The 17,993-nt window shown below is 72.6% G+C and carries 19 protein-coding genes; 7 read left to right on the forward strand and 12 right to left on the reverse strand.

The features are described 5' to 3' along the window. The first annotated feature begins 33 nt into the window (after positions 1-33). Complete coding sequence (locus AB0G11_RS05135; RefSeq protein WP_219499702.1) at positions 34-1,029, forward strand: glycosyltransferase; 996 nt, start codon at positions 34-36, stop codon at positions 1,027-1,029. Positions 1,030-1,081: 52 nt separating this feature from the next. Continuing rightward, positions 1,082-1,765 carry an acetoacetate decarboxylase family protein gene (locus AB0G11_RS05140; RefSeq protein WP_357584068.1) on the forward strand — a complete coding sequence of 228 codons (684 nt, stop codon included), beginning with the start codon at positions 1,082-1,084 and terminating at the stop codon, positions 1,763-1,765. 52 nt (positions 1,766-1,817) lie between these two features. Here AB0G11_RS05140 and AB0G11_RS05145 read toward each other — a convergent pair whose 3' ends face one another. From AB0G11_RS05145 to AB0G11_RS05170, 6 genes are all read right to left on the reverse strand, one after another. Then, positions 1,818-2,702, reverse strand: a complete 885-nt coding sequence (locus AB0G11_RS05145) for a glycosyltransferase (protein WP_219499706.1) — start codon at positions 2,700-2,702, stop codon at positions 1,818-1,820. Between the two features lie 187 nt (positions 2,703-2,889). Continuing rightward, on the reverse strand, positions 2,890-3,657 hold the full coding sequence (locus tag AB0G11_RS05150) for a CDP-alcohol phosphatidyltransferase family protein (RefSeq protein ID WP_219499708.1): 768 nt from the start codon (positions 3,655-3,657) through the stop codon (positions 2,890-2,892). Next, positions 3,635-4,675, reverse strand: coding sequence for an iron-containing alcohol dehydrogenase family protein (locus tag AB0G11_RS05155; protein ID WP_219499958.1), 1,041 nt, complete (start codon positions 4,673-4,675; stop codon positions 3,635-3,637). The genes AB0G11_RS05150 and AB0G11_RS05155 overlap by 23 nt, the downstream gene beginning before the upstream one ends. Before the next feature lie 27 nt (positions 4,676-4,702). Beyond that, positions 4,703-5,437: a phosphocholine cytidylyltransferase family protein gene (locus AB0G11_RS05160; RefSeq protein ID WP_219499710.1), complete on the reverse strand. Its 735-nt coding sequence runs from the start codon at positions 5,435-5,437 to the stop codon at positions 4,703-4,705. A gap of 76 nt (positions 5,438-5,513) precedes the next feature. Then, complete coding sequence (locus tag AB0G11_RS05165) at positions 5,514-6,137, reverse strand: DUF5941 domain-containing protein (RefSeq protein WP_219499712.1); 624 nt, start codon at positions 6,135-6,137, stop codon at positions 5,514-5,516. After that, a complete protein-coding gene (locus AB0G11_RS05170) occupies positions 6,134-7,567 on the reverse strand; it encodes a CDP-alcohol phosphatidyltransferase family protein (protein ID WP_357584070.1) in 1,434 nt (477 codons plus the stop codon). The genes AB0G11_RS05165 and AB0G11_RS05170 overlap by 4 nt, the downstream gene beginning before the upstream one ends. Positions 7,568-7,682: 115 nt before the next feature. Between AB0G11_RS05170 and AB0G11_RS05175 the strand changes: the two genes are divergently transcribed. Continuing rightward, complete coding sequence (locus tag AB0G11_RS05175) at positions 7,683-8,876, forward strand: 2-C-methyl-D-erythritol 4-phosphate cytidylyltransferase (protein WP_357584072.1); 1,194 nt, start codon at positions 7,683-7,685, stop codon at positions 8,874-8,876. 19 nt (positions 8,877-8,895) lie between these two features. Here the strand turns inward: AB0G11_RS05175 and AB0G11_RS05180 are convergent, their stop codons facing one another. Beyond that, on the reverse strand, positions 8,896-9,912 hold the full coding sequence (locus tag AB0G11_RS05180) for a glycosyltransferase family 2 protein (RefSeq protein ID WP_357584326.1): 1,017 nt from the start codon (positions 9,910-9,912) through the stop codon (positions 8,896-8,898). An 82-nt stretch (positions 9,913-9,994) separates the two neighbouring features. Here AB0G11_RS05180 and AB0G11_RS05185 point away from each other — a divergent pair, with 82 nt between their 5' ends. From AB0G11_RS05185 to AB0G11_RS05200, 4 genes are all read left to right on the forward strand, one after another. Then, entirely contained in the window at positions 9,995-11,437 is a 1,443-nt protein-coding gene (locus AB0G11_RS05185; protein WP_219499719.1) for an LCP family protein, read from the forward strand. A gap of 34 nt (positions 11,438-11,471) precedes the next feature. Beyond that, positions 11,472-11,819, forward strand: a complete 348-nt coding sequence (locus AB0G11_RS05190; RefSeq protein ID WP_219499721.1) for an STAS domain-containing protein — start codon at positions 11,472-11,474, stop codon at positions 11,817-11,819. A 61-nt stretch (positions 11,820-11,880) separates the two neighbouring features. After that, complete coding sequence (locus AB0G11_RS05195; protein WP_357584074.1) at positions 11,881-12,708, forward strand: GNAT family N-acetyltransferase; 828 nt, start codon at positions 11,881-11,883, stop codon at positions 12,706-12,708. A 93-nt stretch (positions 12,709-12,801) separates the two neighbouring features. Beyond that, entirely contained in the window at positions 12,802-13,530 is a 729-nt protein-coding gene (locus tag AB0G11_RS05200; RefSeq protein WP_357584076.1) for a hypothetical protein, read from the forward strand. On the opposite strand, the gene AB0G11_RS05205 is transcribed toward AB0G11_RS05200, so the two are convergent. The 5 genes from AB0G11_RS05205 to AB0G11_RS05225 form a co-directional block, all read right to left on the reverse strand. After that, positions 13,520-14,335 (reverse strand): hypothetical protein, encoded by an 816-nt coding sequence (locus tag AB0G11_RS05205; RefSeq protein WP_219499727.1) that lies wholly within the window; start codon positions 14,333-14,335, stop codon positions 13,520-13,522. The two genes, AB0G11_RS05200 and AB0G11_RS05205, sit on opposite strands and share 11 nt — an antisense overlap. A gap of 112 nt (positions 14,336-14,447) precedes the next feature. Beyond that, positions 14,448-14,609, reverse strand: a complete 162-nt coding sequence (locus tag AB0G11_RS05210) for a hypothetical protein (protein WP_357584078.1) — start codon at positions 14,607-14,609, stop codon at positions 14,448-14,450. Positions 14,610-14,671: 62 nt separating this feature from the next. Continuing rightward, positions 14,672-16,264 carry an FAD-dependent monooxygenase gene (locus AB0G11_RS05215; RefSeq protein WP_219499731.1) on the reverse strand — a complete coding sequence of 531 codons (1,593 nt, stop codon included), beginning with the start codon at positions 16,262-16,264 and terminating at the stop codon, positions 14,672-14,674. Beyond that, entirely contained in the window at positions 16,261-17,115 is an 855-nt protein-coding gene (locus tag AB0G11_RS05220) for a fumarylacetoacetate hydrolase family protein (protein WP_219499733.1), read from the reverse strand. The genes AB0G11_RS05215 and AB0G11_RS05220 overlap by 4 nt, the downstream gene beginning before the upstream one ends. Beyond that, the gene (locus tag AB0G11_RS05225) at positions 17,112-17,972 is read right to left on the reverse strand and encodes a dioxygenase (protein ID WP_219499735.1); all 861 of its coding nucleotides are present in this window, start codon (positions 17,970-17,972) and stop codon (positions 17,112-17,114) included. The genes AB0G11_RS05220 and AB0G11_RS05225 overlap by 4 nt, the downstream gene beginning before the upstream one ends. Positions 17,973-17,993 lie beyond the last annotated feature (21 nt).

Genomic DNA, 17,993 nt, shown 5'->3' on the forward strand with positions numbered 1-17,993 from the left:
GCCAATGCCCTGGTAGGCATTGAGCATCGACGCATGCGGGTATGCGTTGCCACGACCGTCCACCATCCCGAGGACGCCCGGATCATGCACCGGCAGATCCGGGCGCTGCTCGACGCGGGCCACGAGGTGACCTACGTCGCGCCGTTCACGTACTACAACGTGACGCCGGCCGCCGGGCTCACCGCGCTCGACGTGGCACGCCACGCCGCCTACGGCCGGGCGCGCGCCGCGCTCAGGCGCGGCGTCAGGGGCGCGGACCTGCTGATCGTCCACGAGCAGCGGCTGCTGCGCGCGCTGCCGTACCGCCGCCCGCCCGTCGTCTGGGACGTGCGCGAGGAGGTCTCCGGCGCGCGGCTCGCGCGGGCCGGCCGCCGGCACCACGTCGTCACCTCCGCCGTGGTGCCCGAAGCCACCCTGGTGTCGCCCAGCCCTCCCCCTCCCGGCGACACCAGGGTGGTGCACCTCGGCCTGCTGTCGGCCGACCGCGGCGTCAGCGAGCTCGTCGCGCTGGCCGAGCGGCTCGTCCCGCACGGCATCCGGCTGGACCTGATCGGCGCCGCCGCCCCGGGCGTGCGGCCGCTGCTACGCGACGCGCAACGGGTCGGCCTGCTCGACTGGTTCGGGTACGTGCCCAACCGCCACGCGCTGCGGATGGCCGAGGGCGCCCTGGCGGGGCTGTCTCTGTCCGCGGGGCCCGGTGTGACGCCGACGAAGATCCTCGACTACATGGGCCGCGGGCTGCCCGTCATCACGACCTCGCCGGGGGCCGGGCCGGTCGAGGAGACCGGGTGCGGCTTCGTCGTACCGCTGGACGTGGAGGCCGTCCTGGACGCCGTCCTCGACCTCAAGGAGGACCCGGTGCGGCGGCTGGCCCTCGGCGCGGCCGGGCACGCGCGGGCGCTGGCCCGCCACCACTGGCCCGACCACGCCACCGCGTTCGTGGCCCGGATGGAGGGCTGGGCGGGCGTGGCCGTGCGCTCCCGCCCGCTGGCCGCCGCCTCCGGGGAGAAGCCCTCCCCCGCCGTCTAGAAACGCGTACGCCGAATGGTGCCGACAGCCGGCTGTTGATTGACTGGGGAGCATGGCATCGCATCTGATCCAGGGCCGGACGGTGGGCATGCCTGTCCGGATCCGCGACGTGGCGGTGTGCGCCGCCGCCTACGCCGTGCGGGCCGACGCGGCCCGGGCGGTGATCGCGTACTCCGGGCTGGACGCGGCCGAGGTCCTGCCCGGCAAGGCCGTGTGCGTGCTGCTGTTCGCCGACTACCGCGACGGGGATCTCGACGCCTACCACGAGTTCGGCATGGCGTTCGTGATCCGGCGGCCCGACACCGGGCGGGCGGGGCTGTTCGTGCACTGGCTGCCGGTCGACGGGCGCTTCACGCTGGAGGCCGGGCGGGCGCTGTGGGGCTTCCCGAAGGAGCTGGCCGACATCGACCTGCGCCTGTCCTCTCCCTACAAGCGCTGCATCCTGCGCAAGGACGGCAGGCTGGTGCTGGACCTGCTGGTGCGGCCGGGGGTCCCGGTGGCAGGCCCCGGTCTCGCGCTGGACGCCTTCACGCACCGCGACGGCGTCACCCGGCGGGTGCCGTGGCGGTTCCGGGCGCGGGGCGTGCGGGTCAGGCCGGGCGGGGCGCTCATCCGGCTCGGCAACCACCCCATCGCCAAGGAGCTCAGCGAGCTGGGGCTGCCCAGGCGCCCGCTGCTGACCGCGACGGCCGCGCACGCCATGGTCAGCCTGGACGACGCCCAAACCCTGCCGTGACCGCACGGCCGACCGGCAGGCTGGGCGTCAGACCCGTGGGCGGGCCTGGGCGTCAGACGATCGGCGGGCGGCCGAGCTTGACCATGCGCCAGGCGGTGCGCCAGGCCATCGGCCGGCGCTCGCCCGCCGAGGTGCGCAGCCCCTCGAAGAAGCCGGTGAACCACGCTTTGAGCGCCACCGTCGAGCGCCGCTCGCGGATCAGCGTCAGCACGATCCAGTCGAGCAGGTAGAGGACCGCCAGCGGCCACGGCAGGTTGCGCCGGGCCAGCCACACCCGGTTGCGCGCGTTGAGCCGGTAGAAGTCGGCGTGGCGCGTCGGCGGCACCTGCGGGTGATACATGACCGTGTCGGCGTCGTACTCGATCCGGTAGCCCTCGCCGAGCAGCCGCCAGGCCAGGTCGGTCTCCTCGTGCGCGTAGAAGAAGCGCTCGGGCAGCCCGCCCACCTGGAGGAAGGCCGAGCGCCTGATCGCCGAGGCGCCGCCCAGGAACGTGGTGACCGGCGAGGACCGCTCGGGGTCGCCGGCCCGCAGCCTGGGCACGTGCCGGCGCTGGCCGATGCCGCCGTCCGGGTCCATCACCCGGAAGGAGATCACGGCCAGGTCGGGCTCGGTGGCGAAGCGGTCGCGCACGTGCGCCACGACTTTCTGGCTGGCGTACCAGCCGTCGTCGTCGAGGAACAGCACCACGTCGCCGGAGCACTCCTCGACGCCGCGGTTACGGCCTGCCGGGATGCCGGTGTTCTGGTCGAGCCGGATCGTTTTCACGGTCGCGGACGAGCCAACGGGTGGCGTCGCCGACACCTCGGGCACGTCGGCGCCGTTGCCCACGATCACCACCTCGACGTCGCCGTCGACCTGGTTGAGCGCGGACTCGACCGCCCGGTTCAGCTCCGCGACCCGGTTGCCCATGGTGAGGATGACGCACGAGATCTTCAACGAATCATCGTCCTGACGCGTTGAGAGCACGAGCGGAGCATTCTTTCATGATCACCGAGTCTGCTGGTCTGCCTATTTCCTGATATTGGTGGAGCTAAGCGTATCGGAACCGGTAGTGAACCCCCACCGAACCGCGGACGTCTGATCAATACGACGGACGGGGAGCCTTGCCGGTTCCGGGATGTGATCACGCCAGCCGCCTCGACGCCATGATGCTGATCAGATGCAGCACGGTCTGGAGCGCGGCCGCCACCACACAGGCCACGACGAGCACCCGGGTGGCGGTCAGGTCGCCGGTCACCACGTCGACCACCGCGGTGGCCAGCGCGAGCAGCGACAGCTCGATCGGCTGCACGATCCGGTGGAACTTCGTGGCCGCCAGCACCCTGCGGCCCAGCCCCAGCAGCCCCGAGCGGAACTGCGTGCCGGAGGCGTCGCTCGCCGCAGGCAGCCCGCCCTTGGCCCGCGCCACCTCCACCAGATCGGTCTCGGCCTTGATGAGGATCGCGCCCAGCGCGGCCGCGAACCCCATCACCGTGTACCAGTCGGGCAGCACCTGCGACGCCCGCCAGCCCAGCCCCGCCAGCAGCGCGGCCTCGGTGAAGTAGGCGCCCACCCGGTCGAGGTAGACGCCCGCCAGCGAGGTCTTGCCGGTCCAGCGGGCCAGCTCGCCGTCGGAGCAGTCGAGCAGCAGGTAGACCTGCACGAGCAGGGCGGCGAACACGGCCGCCCACAGCCCGGGCAGGGCCAGCACCACGCCCGCCACGACCCCGGCCACCGTCATCACCCAGGTGAGCTGGTTGGGCGTGACCGGCGTCTTGCTCAGCGCCCAGGTGGCGTAGATCGACAGCCGACGCATGTAGAGCACGCCGGCCCAGTGCTCGCCGTTGCGGCGCTCCAGATGGCCCGCGGGCTGAGCGACCCGCCGCAGCTCAGCTACCGAAGGCCCGGACATAGTCCTCCACTCGATCGCGAATCTCGGACTCGGGCAGGCGCAGGTGCTCCAGGATCGTGTAACGGCCGGGGCGGGTGGCCGGGGCCAGCACCACGGCCTGGACGAACTGCTCGTTGGTCAGCCCGATGTCGCCGGGCGAGACCGGCAGCTCGTGCCGGCGCAGGCACTCGGTGACCTGCCGGAGCCGCGCCTCGTCCTCCCGCAGGAAATAGCAGAAGGCCGTGCCGATCCCGGCGAGCTCGCCGTGGTTGGAGGTGCCGGGGAAGAGCTGGTCCACGGCATGCATGATTTCATGGTCTCCACCGCTCGCGGGCCGAGATGAGCCCGCGACCACCATCGACATGCCCGACAGAATCAGCGATTCGGCCAGAACGGTCAGGAACGCGTCCGACTCGATGGAGTCCGTCCGCCCGATCAGCGCCTCGGCGGCCGTGCGCGCCATCGAGCAGGCCAGCCCGTCGAGCGGCTCGCCCCGCTCGACGTTGCCGAGCTGCCAGTCCTCGATCGCCGACAGGTTGCTCACCACGTCACCCACGCCCGCCCGCACCAGCGACTTCGGCGCGCTGTGGACGAAGTCCAGGTCGACCAGGATCGCCAGCGGCATCGGCACGCCGAACGTGCCCTTGCCGCCCTCGTACAGCAGCGACGCCGTCGGCGAGCAGATGCCGTCGTGGGACAGGTTGGTGGCGACGGCGACCATCGGGATGCCGGCCAGCGAGGCGGCGTACTTCGTCGTGTCGATGGTCTTGCCGCCGCCGACGCCCACGACCACCTCGTAGGCGCCCTTGCGCAGGTCGGCGCCGAGCGAGACAGCGGCGTCGACGCTCCCGTCGGAGACGCGGAACACCTCGGCCTCGTCCAGCGTCGGCGCTATCAGGCTTTCGATGTGGTCGCCCTGGCCGGGGCCGACGGCGACCGCGACCCGGCCGGAGGTGGCCACCCGGCTGTCGGCGAGCAGCGCGCCGAGCTGCGCCACCGCACCGCGCCGGACGTCCATGGTCAGCGGCGCGGGCAGCATCCTCGCGAGAAGCGGCATCCGGCCCCCTCAGTAGCGGGTGGCTATGGTGCGGGCCTTGGCCAGGTCGTCGTGGTTGTCCACCTCGACCCAGTCGACCTCGCCGATCGGGGCGACGTGGATCTGCTCGCCCCGCTCGACCATCTCCTGGTAGCCGTCCTCATAGTAGAGCTGCGGGTCGCGCTCGAAGGTGGCCTGGAGCGCGTCGGCCAGCTTGGCGGCGGCGCCCGGGCGGATCAGGGTGGCGCCGATGTACTCGCCGTAGGCGTCGGACGGGTCCATCAGCTTGGTGATGCGGCGCAGCGAGCCCTCCGGGGAGAGCGTCACCTTCATCTCCTCGTCGGCGAGCTTCTTGACGTCGTCGACGGCCAGCAGGATCTCGCTGGTCTCCGGCGCGGCCAGCAGCGTCTTCTCCACCGAGACGGGGTGCACGGTGTCGCCGTTGACCAGCAGCGCGCCCTGCTTGAAGTAATCGCGGGCGCACCACAGGGAGTAGGCGTTGTTCCACTCCTCGGCCTTGTCGTTGTGCACGAGGGTGAGCTCGACGCCGTGGCGCTCCTCCAGCTCACGCTTGCGATCGTGGACGGCCTGCGCGGCGTAACCGATGACGACCACGACCTCGCGCAGCCCCACCTCGGCGAGGTTGCGCAGCGAGATGTCCATGATCGTGGTCTCACCGTCGACCGGCACGAGCGCCTTCGGCAGCGTGTCGGTGTACGGCCGCAGGCGACGTCCGGCTCCAGCGGCCAGCACCATTCCCAGCAACGTGCACTCCTCAGTCGAGCATGACTACTAGGCCCAAAGGTTAGTTGGCTTTAGGCCCTGTGCGGGTAATCCGCCGTTAGTCTTGCGTTCCCGCATCCGCGGCTTCCACCCCGGATCGCGGTGCGGCGAGCCAGCACGTGAGACTCTCCCACCCGAACGCCCCCCACAGATAGAGCGCGAGCAGCGCGAACCCGGCGGGCACCCACCCGGCCAGCGCGGCCAGCCCGATCAGCAGCGTGCGGCCCTCCCAGCCCAGCCCCAGGCTCGACAGCCACGGCGGCGGGTAGACGTGCTGCCGCAGCCGGTAGACCAGGTCGTAGTGGTGGAAGGCGATGGCGCCGAGCAGCAGGAAGATCAGCACCGGCGGCACCCCGTGGGAGAACCCGCAGGCGGCGATGAAGGAGTATTCGATGGCCCGCAGGATGGGCGGCGCGAGCCAGTCGAGCCTGCCGTCGTGCGGGTGGGAGCTGCCCGGCCCGGCCAGCAGCAGCGTCACGGCGGGCGCGAACACCGCGAGCCCGTCGGAGGCCGCCACGCCGATGAGCAGCAGCACGCCGGTGACGAACGCCCCGGCGATCAGCGGCGGCAGCGGCGGGAGCTGCCCGGCCACGAGCAGGCCCATGCCGCGCGAGAGGGGCCCGTCGTCCCGGTAGGTGACGACCTTGCTGCCCGGCACCGGGGTCATGTGCACCGCGATCATTCCGCCGACCTCACCATCCGGCCGGCCAGCTGGTAGAGCGCCGCGACGCTCCCCCAGCCGATCAGCGCCACGAACGTCACCCGGGCGTCGAACAGCGCCGCGGTGACGGCGATGAGCGCCATCCGCTCGCCGATCGGCAGCACGATCATCTTCCGGAGCCAGTGGACGACGCTCTCGCGTTCCATCCGCTTGGCCATCTTGAGCACGCCCTGCCGTGGCTCGCGCCTGCGGCCCGCGTCGGCGGGCTCCAGCAGCGAGCGCACCGGTCTGGCCCACAGCGCGCCGACCCGGCGGGCGTCGGCCACCGCCCCGGCGTAGGAGTAGTGGATGGCGTGCCGTACCGCCTGCAGGATCATCGCCCCCACGGCGAGGAACCAGATCCCGCCGGGGTTGCCGCTCGGGAACGGCTGGGCGGCGACGTAGCCGAGGGCCAGGCCGACGTAGACGACGTACTCCTTGAGCCGGTCGGCCATCCCGTCGGCCCACGCGCCGAGCGGCGTGAAGCCGCGCGTGTAGCGGGCCAGCTGCCCGTCGAGGCAGTCGAGCGCGAACGACAGGTAGACCAGCACCGCCCCGGCCAGCCGCCCGCCCGGCGAGCCCGCCGAGAACCAGATCGCCGCCAGCACCGCCAGGCCGACCGAGATGCCGGTGACGGCGTTGGGGGTGAGCTTGGCGGCGGCGGCCGGCTTGATCAGGTGGCGGGTCCACGACGAGACGAAGAACGTGGTGAAGAAGCCGTCGTCGCCCTTGACCGAGGTGTCGAGCCTGACCTTGGCCTCGTCCACCTCGGCCAGCCGCTGGACGGCGGCGTCGGCGGAGCCTTGGCCGGTGACGCGGTCGCAGTGCAGCTCGCCGAGCGTGGCCGCGCGCACGGCGACGCCCGACCGGACGAGGCCGACGAGCAGCAGGTCGACGGCCTCCACGGGGGTGACGGGGCCGAGCCGGCCGGCGTCGGCCAGCTCGGCCAGCTCCTCGGCCAGGTCGGCGAGCGTGGCCAGGTCGGCCTCGCCCGCCTGGAGCACGCCGGCGAACGTGGCGTTGGCCTCGGGGACCGTGTGGAAGGAGCTGCCGGCGGCCACGATGCGGCCGCCCTCCATCCGTACGGGAGGCCGCATGGGGCCGCCGGCCGCGCCGTGGGAGACGAGCGCGCGGGTGTCGCGCGCGGGATGCTCCAGCAGCAGGGCCAGCGACTCGGTGTGGGCGACGAGGTCGGCGGGCACGACGGCGAAGGCGCCGGACGAGACGCGGGCGATCTTCGCCACGCCTCGCAGGTCGGCGCCGAGCCCGCCGCCGGCGGTGACGACCTGGACCTCGCGCACGGGAAGCGTGGCGAGCTGGTCGTGCAGCCGGTCGAGCAGGGTGCCGCCGTCGCAGGAGAGCCTGCACGCCGGTGTCGTGGCGAGCAGCACCACGGAGGTGGTGGTGCTCACTCGGGTCAGTGAGTCGGGCAAAGCGCAGGTCCTCCCGTTCTCAGAGGGAGTGCGTGGACTCAGCGTAGCGATCGCGCAACGTGATATCACGGAACAGGACCGTTACCCTCGAAGTATGAATTCTCGGCTGCGCACTGTCGCGGTGGTGCTGGCGGGCGGCGTCGGACAGCGAGTGGGGCGCGACACGCCCAAACAGCTCATCGAGCTCGCCGGGCGGACGATCCTGGAGCACACGATCGCGGTGTTCGACGCGTCGGCCGAGGTCGACGAGGTCGTGGTGCTGATGACGCCCGGGTTCGGCGGTCAGGTGCGCGAGCTGGTGCGGCGCGCCGGGTTCGGCAAGGTGACCCAGGTCGTCGACGGCGGGGCGAGCCGCACCGAGAGCACCTGGCGGGCACTCCAGGCACTGGGGACCCAGGAGTGCAACGTGCTCCTGCACGACGCCGTGCGCCCGCTGCTGGAGCCCCGGATCATCACCGACTGTGTCAGGGCCTTGGAGACGCGCGAGGCCGTGGAGGTGGTCATCCCGAGCTCCGACACGGTGCTCGTGGCCGCGCCTGGCGACGGCGGCGAGGTGGTCGGCGACGTGCTGGACCGCTCGCGGCTGCGGCGGGCGCAGACGCCCCAGGGTTTCCGCCTGTCGGTCATCAGGAAGGCGTACGAGCTGGCGTTCGCCGACCCGGGCTTCGGCGACCGGCTGGCGACCGACGACTGCGGCGTGGTGCTGCGCTACCTGCCGGACGTGCCGATCTTCCTGGTGGCGGGCAGCGAGCGGAACATGAAGGTCACCCACCCGATCGACCTGGCCATCGCCGAGCGGCTGCTGGCGCCGTCGGCGCCGCCCGCGGCCGTGCCGGGCCGCCGCGACGGCCTGGTGGGGCTGTCGGTGGTGGTCTTCGGCGGCGATCTCCCGCTGGCGGCCGAGTACGGCGCGCGGGTGCGGTCCTTCCCGCGCGAGGAGGTACGGGTCGCCGACCCCGAGTCGGTCGCCAAGGCGCTGGCGGACGTGGCGGCCGTGGACGCCGTCGTGCATCTGGGCGTGCCGGCGCGCGACGGCGACGAGGCCGCCGCCTACCTGGGTCCGTGGAACGTGGCGCGGGCCGCATATCCGGCGCTGCGCGAGAGCGGCGGCCGGCTGGTGCTGCGGACCGCCCCGGGCGCGGGGCCCCTGCACGCGCCGGTGCGCGCGGCCACCGCCGAGCTGGCCAGGTCGCTGGCCGCGGAGTGGGCCGGGGTCCGGGTCGCCTGCGTGAGCTCCCAGGACGAGGGCGCGCTGCTCGACGCGCTGGTGTCGGGCGCCCGCCCCTGAGCGGGGCGGGCGGCGGTGGTCAGCGGGGCGGGCGGGCCAGTTTGCGTGGGCTGGTGAGGAAACCCCAGCCCCACGACACGTGCATGGTCGCGTAGACGATCGGGAGCCTGAGCTTGGCCGCCGCGGGCAGCCCGCTGCCGGTCAGCACCGACCCGGCCACGATCGCCAGCACGTAGCCGCCCGGGATGACGAGCCCGAGCGGGAAGAACGGCGAGACGACGAGCCCGAGCAGCATCGCCAGCACGGCGGCCGGGGGCGCCAGGTAGCGCAGGTTGATCGTGCCCTCGTGGGTGCGGGCGACGACCCGGCGCCATCGGCCGTAGTGGAAGTACTGCTTGGCCAGCGCCTTGACGTTGGGCCTGGGCCGGTAGGAGACGCGCATCCGCGGCTGGAACCACACCAGGCCGCCGGTCTGGCGGATGCGGTGGTTCATCTCCCAGTCCTGGGCCCGCTGGAAGTGCTCGTCGTAGCCGCCGACCCGGTCGAGCGCGCTGCGCCGGAAGACTCCCAGGTAGACGGTGTCGGCGGGACCCGCGGTGCCGCCCACGTGGAAGGCGGCGGCACCGACACCGATCTTGGAGGTCATGGCGCAGGCGACCGCCTGCTCGAACGGGCTGACGCCCTCGGCGGCCATGACGCCGCCGACGTTGTCGGCGCCCGTCTCGGCCAGCGTCTCGACGGCGACACGCAGGTAGTCGGGGGGCAGCATGGCGTGCCCGTCGACTCTGGCGATGATGCCGTTGCGCGAGGCTCCGATGGCGGCGTTGAGCGCGTTGGGGGTGCGGCCTGTGGGGTTGGGCACGACGGTGACCCGGCGGTCGGACGCGGCGATGGCGTCGGCGACCTCCTGGGTCCGGTCGTGGGAGGGGCCTACGGCGAGGACGACCTCGATCTCACCCGGGTAGTGCTGGGCGAGCACCTGGTGGACGGCTTCGCGTAGGTGCCGTTCCTCGTTGAGGACCGGCATGACGACGGAGATGGGCGGCCAGCCACGCGTCTCCGCTGGCGCGTGCGGCGAGTCGGGGAACTGCTTCATGGCGGGGCTCACGCTACTGTACGGGCAGGGGAGGAGGGCAATCGATGGCCCGATCCTCCGTGCGCCACAGAGGGGGACGGCAATGCGCGACCCGAGCGAGGAGGACGCCGGTGTGCACGTGGGCGGCGACGCCTACGGCGGCGTCAGGCTCGCCCCCGGCCGCCCGCGCAGGCCGCGCAAGAGCGCCAGAGCGCGGCGGCGCAACGCGATCATCGCCGGGCTGCTGTCGACGGGAGTGCTGGTCGGCACCGGGGTGGTGTGGGCGACGCCGCGCACGATCGGCTCGGTCGACGCGGGCGTCACGCAGACCGCGCCGCGCGGGGCCGAGAACATCCTGCTGGTCGGCGTCGACAAGCGCGACGACCTGACCCGCAAGAAGCAGAACGAGCTCAAGCTGGGCCGCGAGTCCGGCCAGCGCACCGACACGATGATGCTCATCCACCTGTCGGAGGACCACAGCAAGGTCACGGTGGTGAGCCTGCCGCGCGACACCTGGACGACGATTCCCGGCAAGGGCGAACACAAGATCAACTCGGCCTACCAGTTCGGCGGCCCCAAGCTCGCGCTGCAGACCGTGCGGCAGGCCACCGGCCTGGAGATCCACCGCTACATCGAGGTCAACGTGCTCGGCTTCGTGGACGTGGTCGACTCGCTCGGCGGCGTGACCGTGTGCACGCCGGTGCCGATCAACGACCCGAAGACGGGCCTCAACCTGGCGGCGGGCACCCACGAGCTCAAGGGCGCGCAGGCGCTCGGCTACGCGCGCACCCGGGCCACCGCCCGCTCCGACCTCGACCGCATCGACCGCCAGCAGCAGGTCATCTCGGCGCTGCTCGACCGGGCGCTGAGCGCGGGCACGCTGGCCAACCCGGCCAAGCTGGCCACGTTCGTCAACACCACGCTCGGCACCATCAAGGTCGACCCGGACGACGGCCTGCTGGGGCTGGCCACCCAGCTGCGTGACGTCAAGCTGGACAACGTGCAGTTCGTGGACGTGCCGCTGGACGACGTCGACTTCAAGACGCCCACCGGGGAGTCGGCGGTGCTGTGGGACAAGGCGGCGGCTCGCGACCTGTTCCGCAGCATCGAGGCCGACCGTGACCCCGGCGAGCCGACGCCGTCGGCCAAGCCGTCCGCCAAGCCGTCGGCGAAGGCGTCGGTCCCGCCGCAGCAGATCTCGCTCAAGGTGCTCAACGGCACGCTGATCTCCGGCATCGGCGCGCGCACCCGGACGGCGCTGATCGCGTACGGCTTCAAGGTCCCCGACACGGCGGGCAACACGACGCGCAAGGACCACGAGAAGACGGTCGTGCGCCACGGCGCGGATCAGGCGGAGGCGGCGCGCACGGTCGCGGCGGCGATCCCGGGGGCGGAGCTGCGCCAGGTGGACATCAAGGGCATCGAGGTCATCCTGGGGCGCGATCAGCTCAAGGTGGCCAAGCCCAAGTCCACGGCCAAGCCTTCGGCGAAGCCGAGTGCCACCCCTGTCACGGAGACCGCTACTCAGAACATATGCAAGAAATAGTAATAACAACCTCTAATTGGGGCACGCTAGCCCCATGGTGGTCAGGAGTTGGCGGGAGGAACCCTGCACTGTTCTGCACATCGCCGGTGACCTCGACGTCTACGGCGCTCCACGGGTGCGGGCCGAGCTCGAACAGGCCCTGTCCGGCTCCGAGCCGGTCAAGCTCGTCATCGATCTGACCTCGGTCCCGTTCTGTGACTCGGTGGGGCTCGGGGTGCTGGTGGCCACGCACAACCACGTACGGCGCACGCGCGGGCGGATGATCCTGGTGCTGGCCCCCGGGATGATCAGCCACCTGCTCACGATCACCAACCTGGACCGGCACTTCGAGACGAGCCCGTCCCGGGAAGAGGCGCAGGCGGCGTTGACCACCGCCGCGTGACGGCGTGACGCGCCGGTGCGAGACGATGTCCGCATCGTTCCCGCGGTGTGGAGGCCGGCACTTGTTCGACGATTTCCCCGAGCCTGCTCGTTCCCAGCTCGTGTCCGCTTTCGAGGAGGGCAGGACCAGGCCGGAGTGGTGCTTCGTGGACGGGCGCGCACGGCTGGCGTTCTGGGCGCCGTTCCCCGGCGCCGAGCCGGTGATCACCTGGCAGTTCGAGCCGGGCCCCGACCCGGAGGTGGCCTCCCGGCTGCTGCGGCGCGGGCTGGCGACGCTCAAGCTCACCAAGATCATTCACGACATCGCGCTGCCGCCCGGCCTCACCCCCGTCGTCGACCGGGCCGTCGAGCACGAGGCGCTGCTCGGGGCCGGGTTCGCGCTGGAGGTCGAGCGGCTGATGCTCGAATGGCGGGCCGGCAGCGACCTGCCCGAGGAGCCCGGCAGGCTGCGCTACCGCCCCGCGCGCGACCTCGGCGAAGCCGAGGTGCTCGACGTGCTGATCCGCATCTCCGAAGGCTCGCTCGACCATGACACCCGGGTCGAGCTGGCCACCTCGGGCGCCGAGCACGAGGCCCGGTGGATGTACGACGACCTGATGAGCCGCAAGGCCAAGCCCGGCTGGTTCGTAATCGGCTACGCCGGCGACTCGCCCGTGGGGCTGGTGGCGCCGGACGACCACTCCATCGCCTACATCGGCGTCGTGCCCGAGCACCGGGGCCACGGCTACGTCGACGACCTGCTCGCCCACGGCACCCGCACGCTCGCCGAGGCCGGCGTCGAGCGCGTCGTCGCCGCCACCGACGTGGCCAACACCCCGACGGCCGCCGCCTTCCTCCGGGCCGGCTACGCCGAGGTCGGCCGCCTCCACCGCTACTACTGGAGGGCCTGACCGCCTCTCCCCCGGCACTTTCGGCTCTTTGACCGACGGCCATCGGCCGAAAGGCCGATCTCCCCGCCAGGGCGGCCACGCCACGATCGAGCCATGAAGCGAATCACGGCAGCGGCGGCGCTCGTGCTCACCGGTCTGACGGGCTGCGGCGTGAGCCTGGACGCGGACGAGGTCCACTCCGCACGCGCCTTCCCCCACTCCGGGACCACGCTCACGATCGAGTCGCCGATCGGCGGCCTGCGCGTCCTGCCGGCCGCCGGCCCCGGCGTCCAGGTCGACCGGTGGCTGCGCGGCAAGGCCGCCGACGACGGCAACAACTCCTGGCGGCTCGCCGACGGCACCCTGCGCCTCGACGTCGACTGCACGGTGGTGTTCGGCGACTGCGGCGCCCGCTATCACGTACGGGTGCCCCCCGGCGTGCGGCTGGTCGTCCGGGGCGGCGACGACGGCGTCATCCTGCGCGACCTGCCGCAGGACGTCGACGTGTCCACCTCGGGGCCGATCAGGGTCTACGACGCCTCGGGACGGCTGAAGCTGCGCGGCGACCACGAGGTGATCGCCGGCACCCGCCTGCGCTCGGCGGCCGTCGAGGCGCGCACCACCACGGGCACGATCAACCTGACGTTCGCCGAGCGGCCCGCCGGGCTGGACGTCAGGTCACAGCACGGGCGGGTGACGGCGACCGTGCCGCGCGGCGACTACGCCGTGACCGTCAGCAGCACCCACGGCCGGGTCCGGTCCGAGCTCAAGGACGCCGGCGGCTCCCGGCACACCATCGTGGCCAGGAGCTCGACCGGCGACGTGCGGCTGGTCAGTTCTTGACCCAGACGGCCGTGTAGACGCCGTTCTCGGCGTTGACCTGGACGGGGTAGAGGCCCTTGGCGTTCAGCTGGTCGAAGCGCGACTGATAGCCGGAGGCGGTCATCCCGATGTAGTGGGCCCACGACTTCAGCCCGTCCTTGCGCCACGCTGCGGCGTAGGTGCCGTCGGGGCCCACGGCCACGCTGGTCGGCCTGTAGCCCGCGCCGACCCGCTTGTCGAACTCGGCCCGGTGCGCCGCGGCCGACTTGCCGTAGCTGAAGTACCAGCTCCCGCCCGGGTTGACCGTCCACACCGCCACGTAACGCCGGTCGCCGTCGGTGCCGTACACGTCGACGGACGACAGCACGTAGCCGTCGTCGGCGGCCTTGCGGTTGGCGGCGGCGAACTGCGCGTCGTCCAGCCCGTGCCTGGCGAAGAACTTGCCGCTCCTCTTCTCGAAGACGGCGGCGAACACCGCGTCGCTCCCCGAACCGGTGCCGGAGATCGAGATGGGCTGGTAGCCCTTCGCCAGCGCCGCGTCGAAGCGCGACTGGAGGCCGCTCGCCGACATCCCCTGGTACATCAGCCAGCCCGGCGACGAGCCCTTCTGCCACACGGCCGCGTAGCGGGGACCCTCGGAGACGTTCACCGTCACCGGGTGGTAGCCCTGGTCGCGCAGCTTGGTGAAGTTCGCCGTCTGCTGGCTCGGCGTCGCGCCGTGGTAGGCGACGAACGCGGGCGCGGCCTGGGCCTGCGCCACGGGGGCGAGCGCCACCGCCGTGGCCAGGGCGGAGACCACGACGGCGGCCTTTCCTACAGTCCTCATGACCCTCCGATGCAGGAATCTTTACTCGTTCATGGGGGAAGGGGACCGACCCTAACAGCCGGGCCCGACGTCCCGAACCCCCACTCCGGCGATTCCCGCGGTCATGGGACGCTCAGTCGCCGTCGCCCTCCTGATCGTTGCCGTCGTCCGGGACCTGAGTGTTGACGATGTCCGGATCGTCGTCGCCGTCCCCGTCACCGTTGCCGCACGCCCCGGTCAGGCCGACGACGGCGGCCAGAGCGGCGGCCGCCACCGCGTTGCGTCTGCTCCTCATGCACACCTCCATGCCGGTTGTCGGGCGTTCCTTTATCCCGGGCGAAGACGATCTAACCTCTCTCAGGAACCTCGGGCGTGATCCAGGAGGGTTCCGGGGTCGGGAGGGGCGTCTCCGCGCCAGGCGATGTGGTGATCCGGCCGAACCAGGACATAGCGGGCGCCGTACAGCTCCAGGAGGTCGGGGCGGTGCAGGTGGTGGCGGGTGAAGGGGATGCCGCGCGCGGCGGCGGCCTCCTCCCAGGCGGCGTCCGCGGGGTCGGTGGCGATCTCCAGCAGCGTGAAACCGGGACCGAGCGCGTCGTACAGCGACCGGTCGCGGGCCTGCCAGAAGTGCGGCAGCCGCGAGCCTGGCGCGCCGGACGGGCGGTAGACGGACGTGCTCGACACGGGGGCGGGCCCGTCGTCGGCGGCGATCAGCGGCGAGCCCGCGTAGCGGGCGCCGAGCACGAAACCGAGCGTGTACGTCTCGTTGGCCTTGGTCTGCCTGATGAGCTCAGCGGCCTTGAGCCTGGCCTGCGCGCCCTCGTCGGAGTCGTCGTCGAGGCCGGGCCTGGCCAGCTCGCCGGTGAGGACGCGCATGTTCGCGGCGGCCTCGGCGATCGTGCGCTCGGCCATCGGGCGGCGCTCGGCCTCGTAGCTGTCGAGCAGCCCGGCTCCGGCCCAGCCGCGCAGCTCGGCGGCCAGCTTCCAGCCGAGGTCGACGGCGTCGCCGATGCCGGTGTTGGCGCCGAAGCCGCCCCACGGCGGGTTGAGGTGGGCGGCGTCACCGGCCAGGAAGCAGCGGCCCTCCCGGTAGCGGTCGGCCACCAGCATGCGGGCCGTCCACGGGTCGAGAAGGCGCACGTCCACGGGATGCTCGCGGCCGATCATCGTGTGCAGCGCCCGCTCCACCCACGCCGGGTCCGGGTCCTCCGGGGCGCCGATGATGATCGCCCACCAGGCGCCCTCGGTGTCGAGCGGGCCCATCAGGCCGCTGACCTCGGGATTGACCACCCAGTACTGCACGGCGGGACCGTGCGGGTGCGCCTCGGTCAGCCCCGGCGCGTGGAAGACCGCCTGCACGTTGCGCACGGCGTGGGTCTCGCCGGACAGCCGGATGCCCAGCTCGCCCCGGACGACGCCGCGCCCGCCGTCGGCGCCGACCAGGTAGCGGCCCCGGACCAGCTCGCGGCGGCCGTGCTCGTCGACGGTCTCGGCGGTGACGCCGCCCGCGTCCTGCTCGACCCGGGTCACGCTGCGGCCCCAGCGGGCCTCGACCGTGGGACGGCGGGCCAGGGTGGCGCGCAGCGCCTCCTCCACCCGGTTCTGCCCGCACCACTGGGCCGGCTCGGCCAACTCGTCGCGCCGCACGTCCGTCAGGCCGAAGATGCCGTCGAAGCGCTCGATGCGGTGCCCGGTCAGGCTGGCGCAGAACACCGCCGAGTCCGCCCAGCCGAACGGCAGCCGCGCGTTGTCCCGGATGTCCGCCGCCACGCCGAGCCTGCGGAAGATCTCCATCGACCTCGGGTTGATCTGCTTGCAGCGCGGCGAGCCGTTCCCGGCCTCCGTACGCGGCTCCACGAGCACGCAGCCGATGCCGCGCGAGCCCAGCTCGTGGGCGAGCGTCAGGCCGACGAGCCCGCCGCCCGCGATGACGACCTCGGTTTCCGTCACGGGGTGTCCTTCGCTGAGGAGCCGACGATGGGCGTGCGCAGGACCCCCAGGCGCTCGACGTCGACCTCGACGACGTCGCCGGGGCCGAGCAGCCAGGGCGGCGTGCGTACGTAACCGACGCCCTCGGGGGTGCCGGTCGCGAGCACGTCGCCGGGGTGGAGGGTGAGGGTGCGGCTGATCAGCGACAGCACCTCGCCCACCTCGAAGATCATGTCCTTGGTGTTGCCGTCCTGCACCAGCGTGCCGTTGACGCGGGTGCGCAGCCGCAGCCCGTCACGCAGGTCGCCGACCTCGTCGGCGGTGACCAGCGGGCCGAGCGGGCCGGTGCGGTCGCCGTTCTTGCCGAGCGTCCACTGCGTGGTCAGCTTCTGGGCGCGCCGGGCGGTGAGGTCGTTGAAGGCCGAGTAGCCGAGGACCGCGGCCCGCGCGGTGTCGGCGTCGGCCTCGCGCAGGGGCGCGCCGACGTACGCGGCGATCTCGCCCTCCCAGTCGAGCCCGGCCTCGTCGGCGGGCACCGGCGCGGGCACCCCGCCGACGCTCAGCGACGCGGTCCAGCGCCCGAACAGCGTCGGATGCTCCGGTACGGCGAACGCGCCCTCGGCGGCGTGGGCCCGGTAGTTCAGCCCGACGCAGATGACCCGGGCGCCGGCAGGCACCGGCGGGACGAGCTCCACCTCACCAGCGGCCACGGGCGCGCCGGGCTCGGCGGCGAGCGAGCGCGCGGTGTCGGCCCAGAACGCGTCCACCTCGGCGATCGGCCGCACCTCGGCGCCGTCGAGGCCCTTGTCCAGGTCGCCGTCCAGGCGGGCCACCCACGGCCGCCCGTTGATGATCACTCCAACGAGTTTCACCGCGCCTCCTCGCGCACCAGCCGCACGTCGAACTCCAGCTCCTCGAACGGCGTGTCCATCCCCCACCGCTCGTCCGGGCCCTCCCGCCGCACCGGCTCACGGACCAGCTCGGGCTTGACCGCGTAGGCGGCGTCGGAGTCGAGGTACGGGTCGCCCGCCAGGAACACGTGCGTGGTCAGCGTCCGGTAGCCGGGCGCCGACACCTGGAGGTGCACGTGCGCGGGGCGCATCGGGTGCCGTCCGATCGCCCGGAGCAGCCGGCCCGCGGTGCCGTCGACCGGCACCGGGTAGCTGCTGGGCCGGATCGTGCGGAACCAGTAGCCGCCGTCGGGGCCGGCAGTCAGCAGGGCGCGCAGGTTGCCCAGCTCCTGCTCCTCGTCCTGGCTGTCGTACAGGCCGGCGTCATCGGCCTGCCAGACGTCCACGAGCGCGCCCGGCACGGGCGTGCCGTCGGTGCCGAGCACCCGGCCGTGCACCACGGCCGGGGTGCCGCGCTCGCGCTCCGGGCCGGTGGCGATCCAGTCGCCGAGCTCGCGCGCCGGGGCCGGCGAGTGGAACGGGCCCTGCACCGAGGAGGGCGTCATGCCCTCGGGGCCGGCGTGGTTCACGTCGTCGACGGCGGTGGTCAGGCCCAGCATGTCCGACAGCAGGATGAACTCGTTGCGGTGCGGCCCGCACCACCGCTGCCCGGTCTCGGCCAGGAAGTCCAGCCCGGCGAGCCACTCCCGCTCGGTGGGGCGCACCTCGGCGACGAAGGCGTGCAGGTGGGAGATCAGCGACGAGACGATCTCGTTGACCCGATCGTCGGTCCCGTCGACGCCGTTCAGCACCTGCTGGAGTAACGGATCGCTCGGCATCAAAACACCCGTACCTTTCGA

The sequence above is a fragment of the Nonomuraea sp. NPDC023979 genome, assembly GCF_040639085.1.
GTDB lineage: Bacteria > Actinomycetota > Actinomycetes > Streptosporangiales > Streptosporangiaceae > Nonomuraea > Nonomuraea ceibae.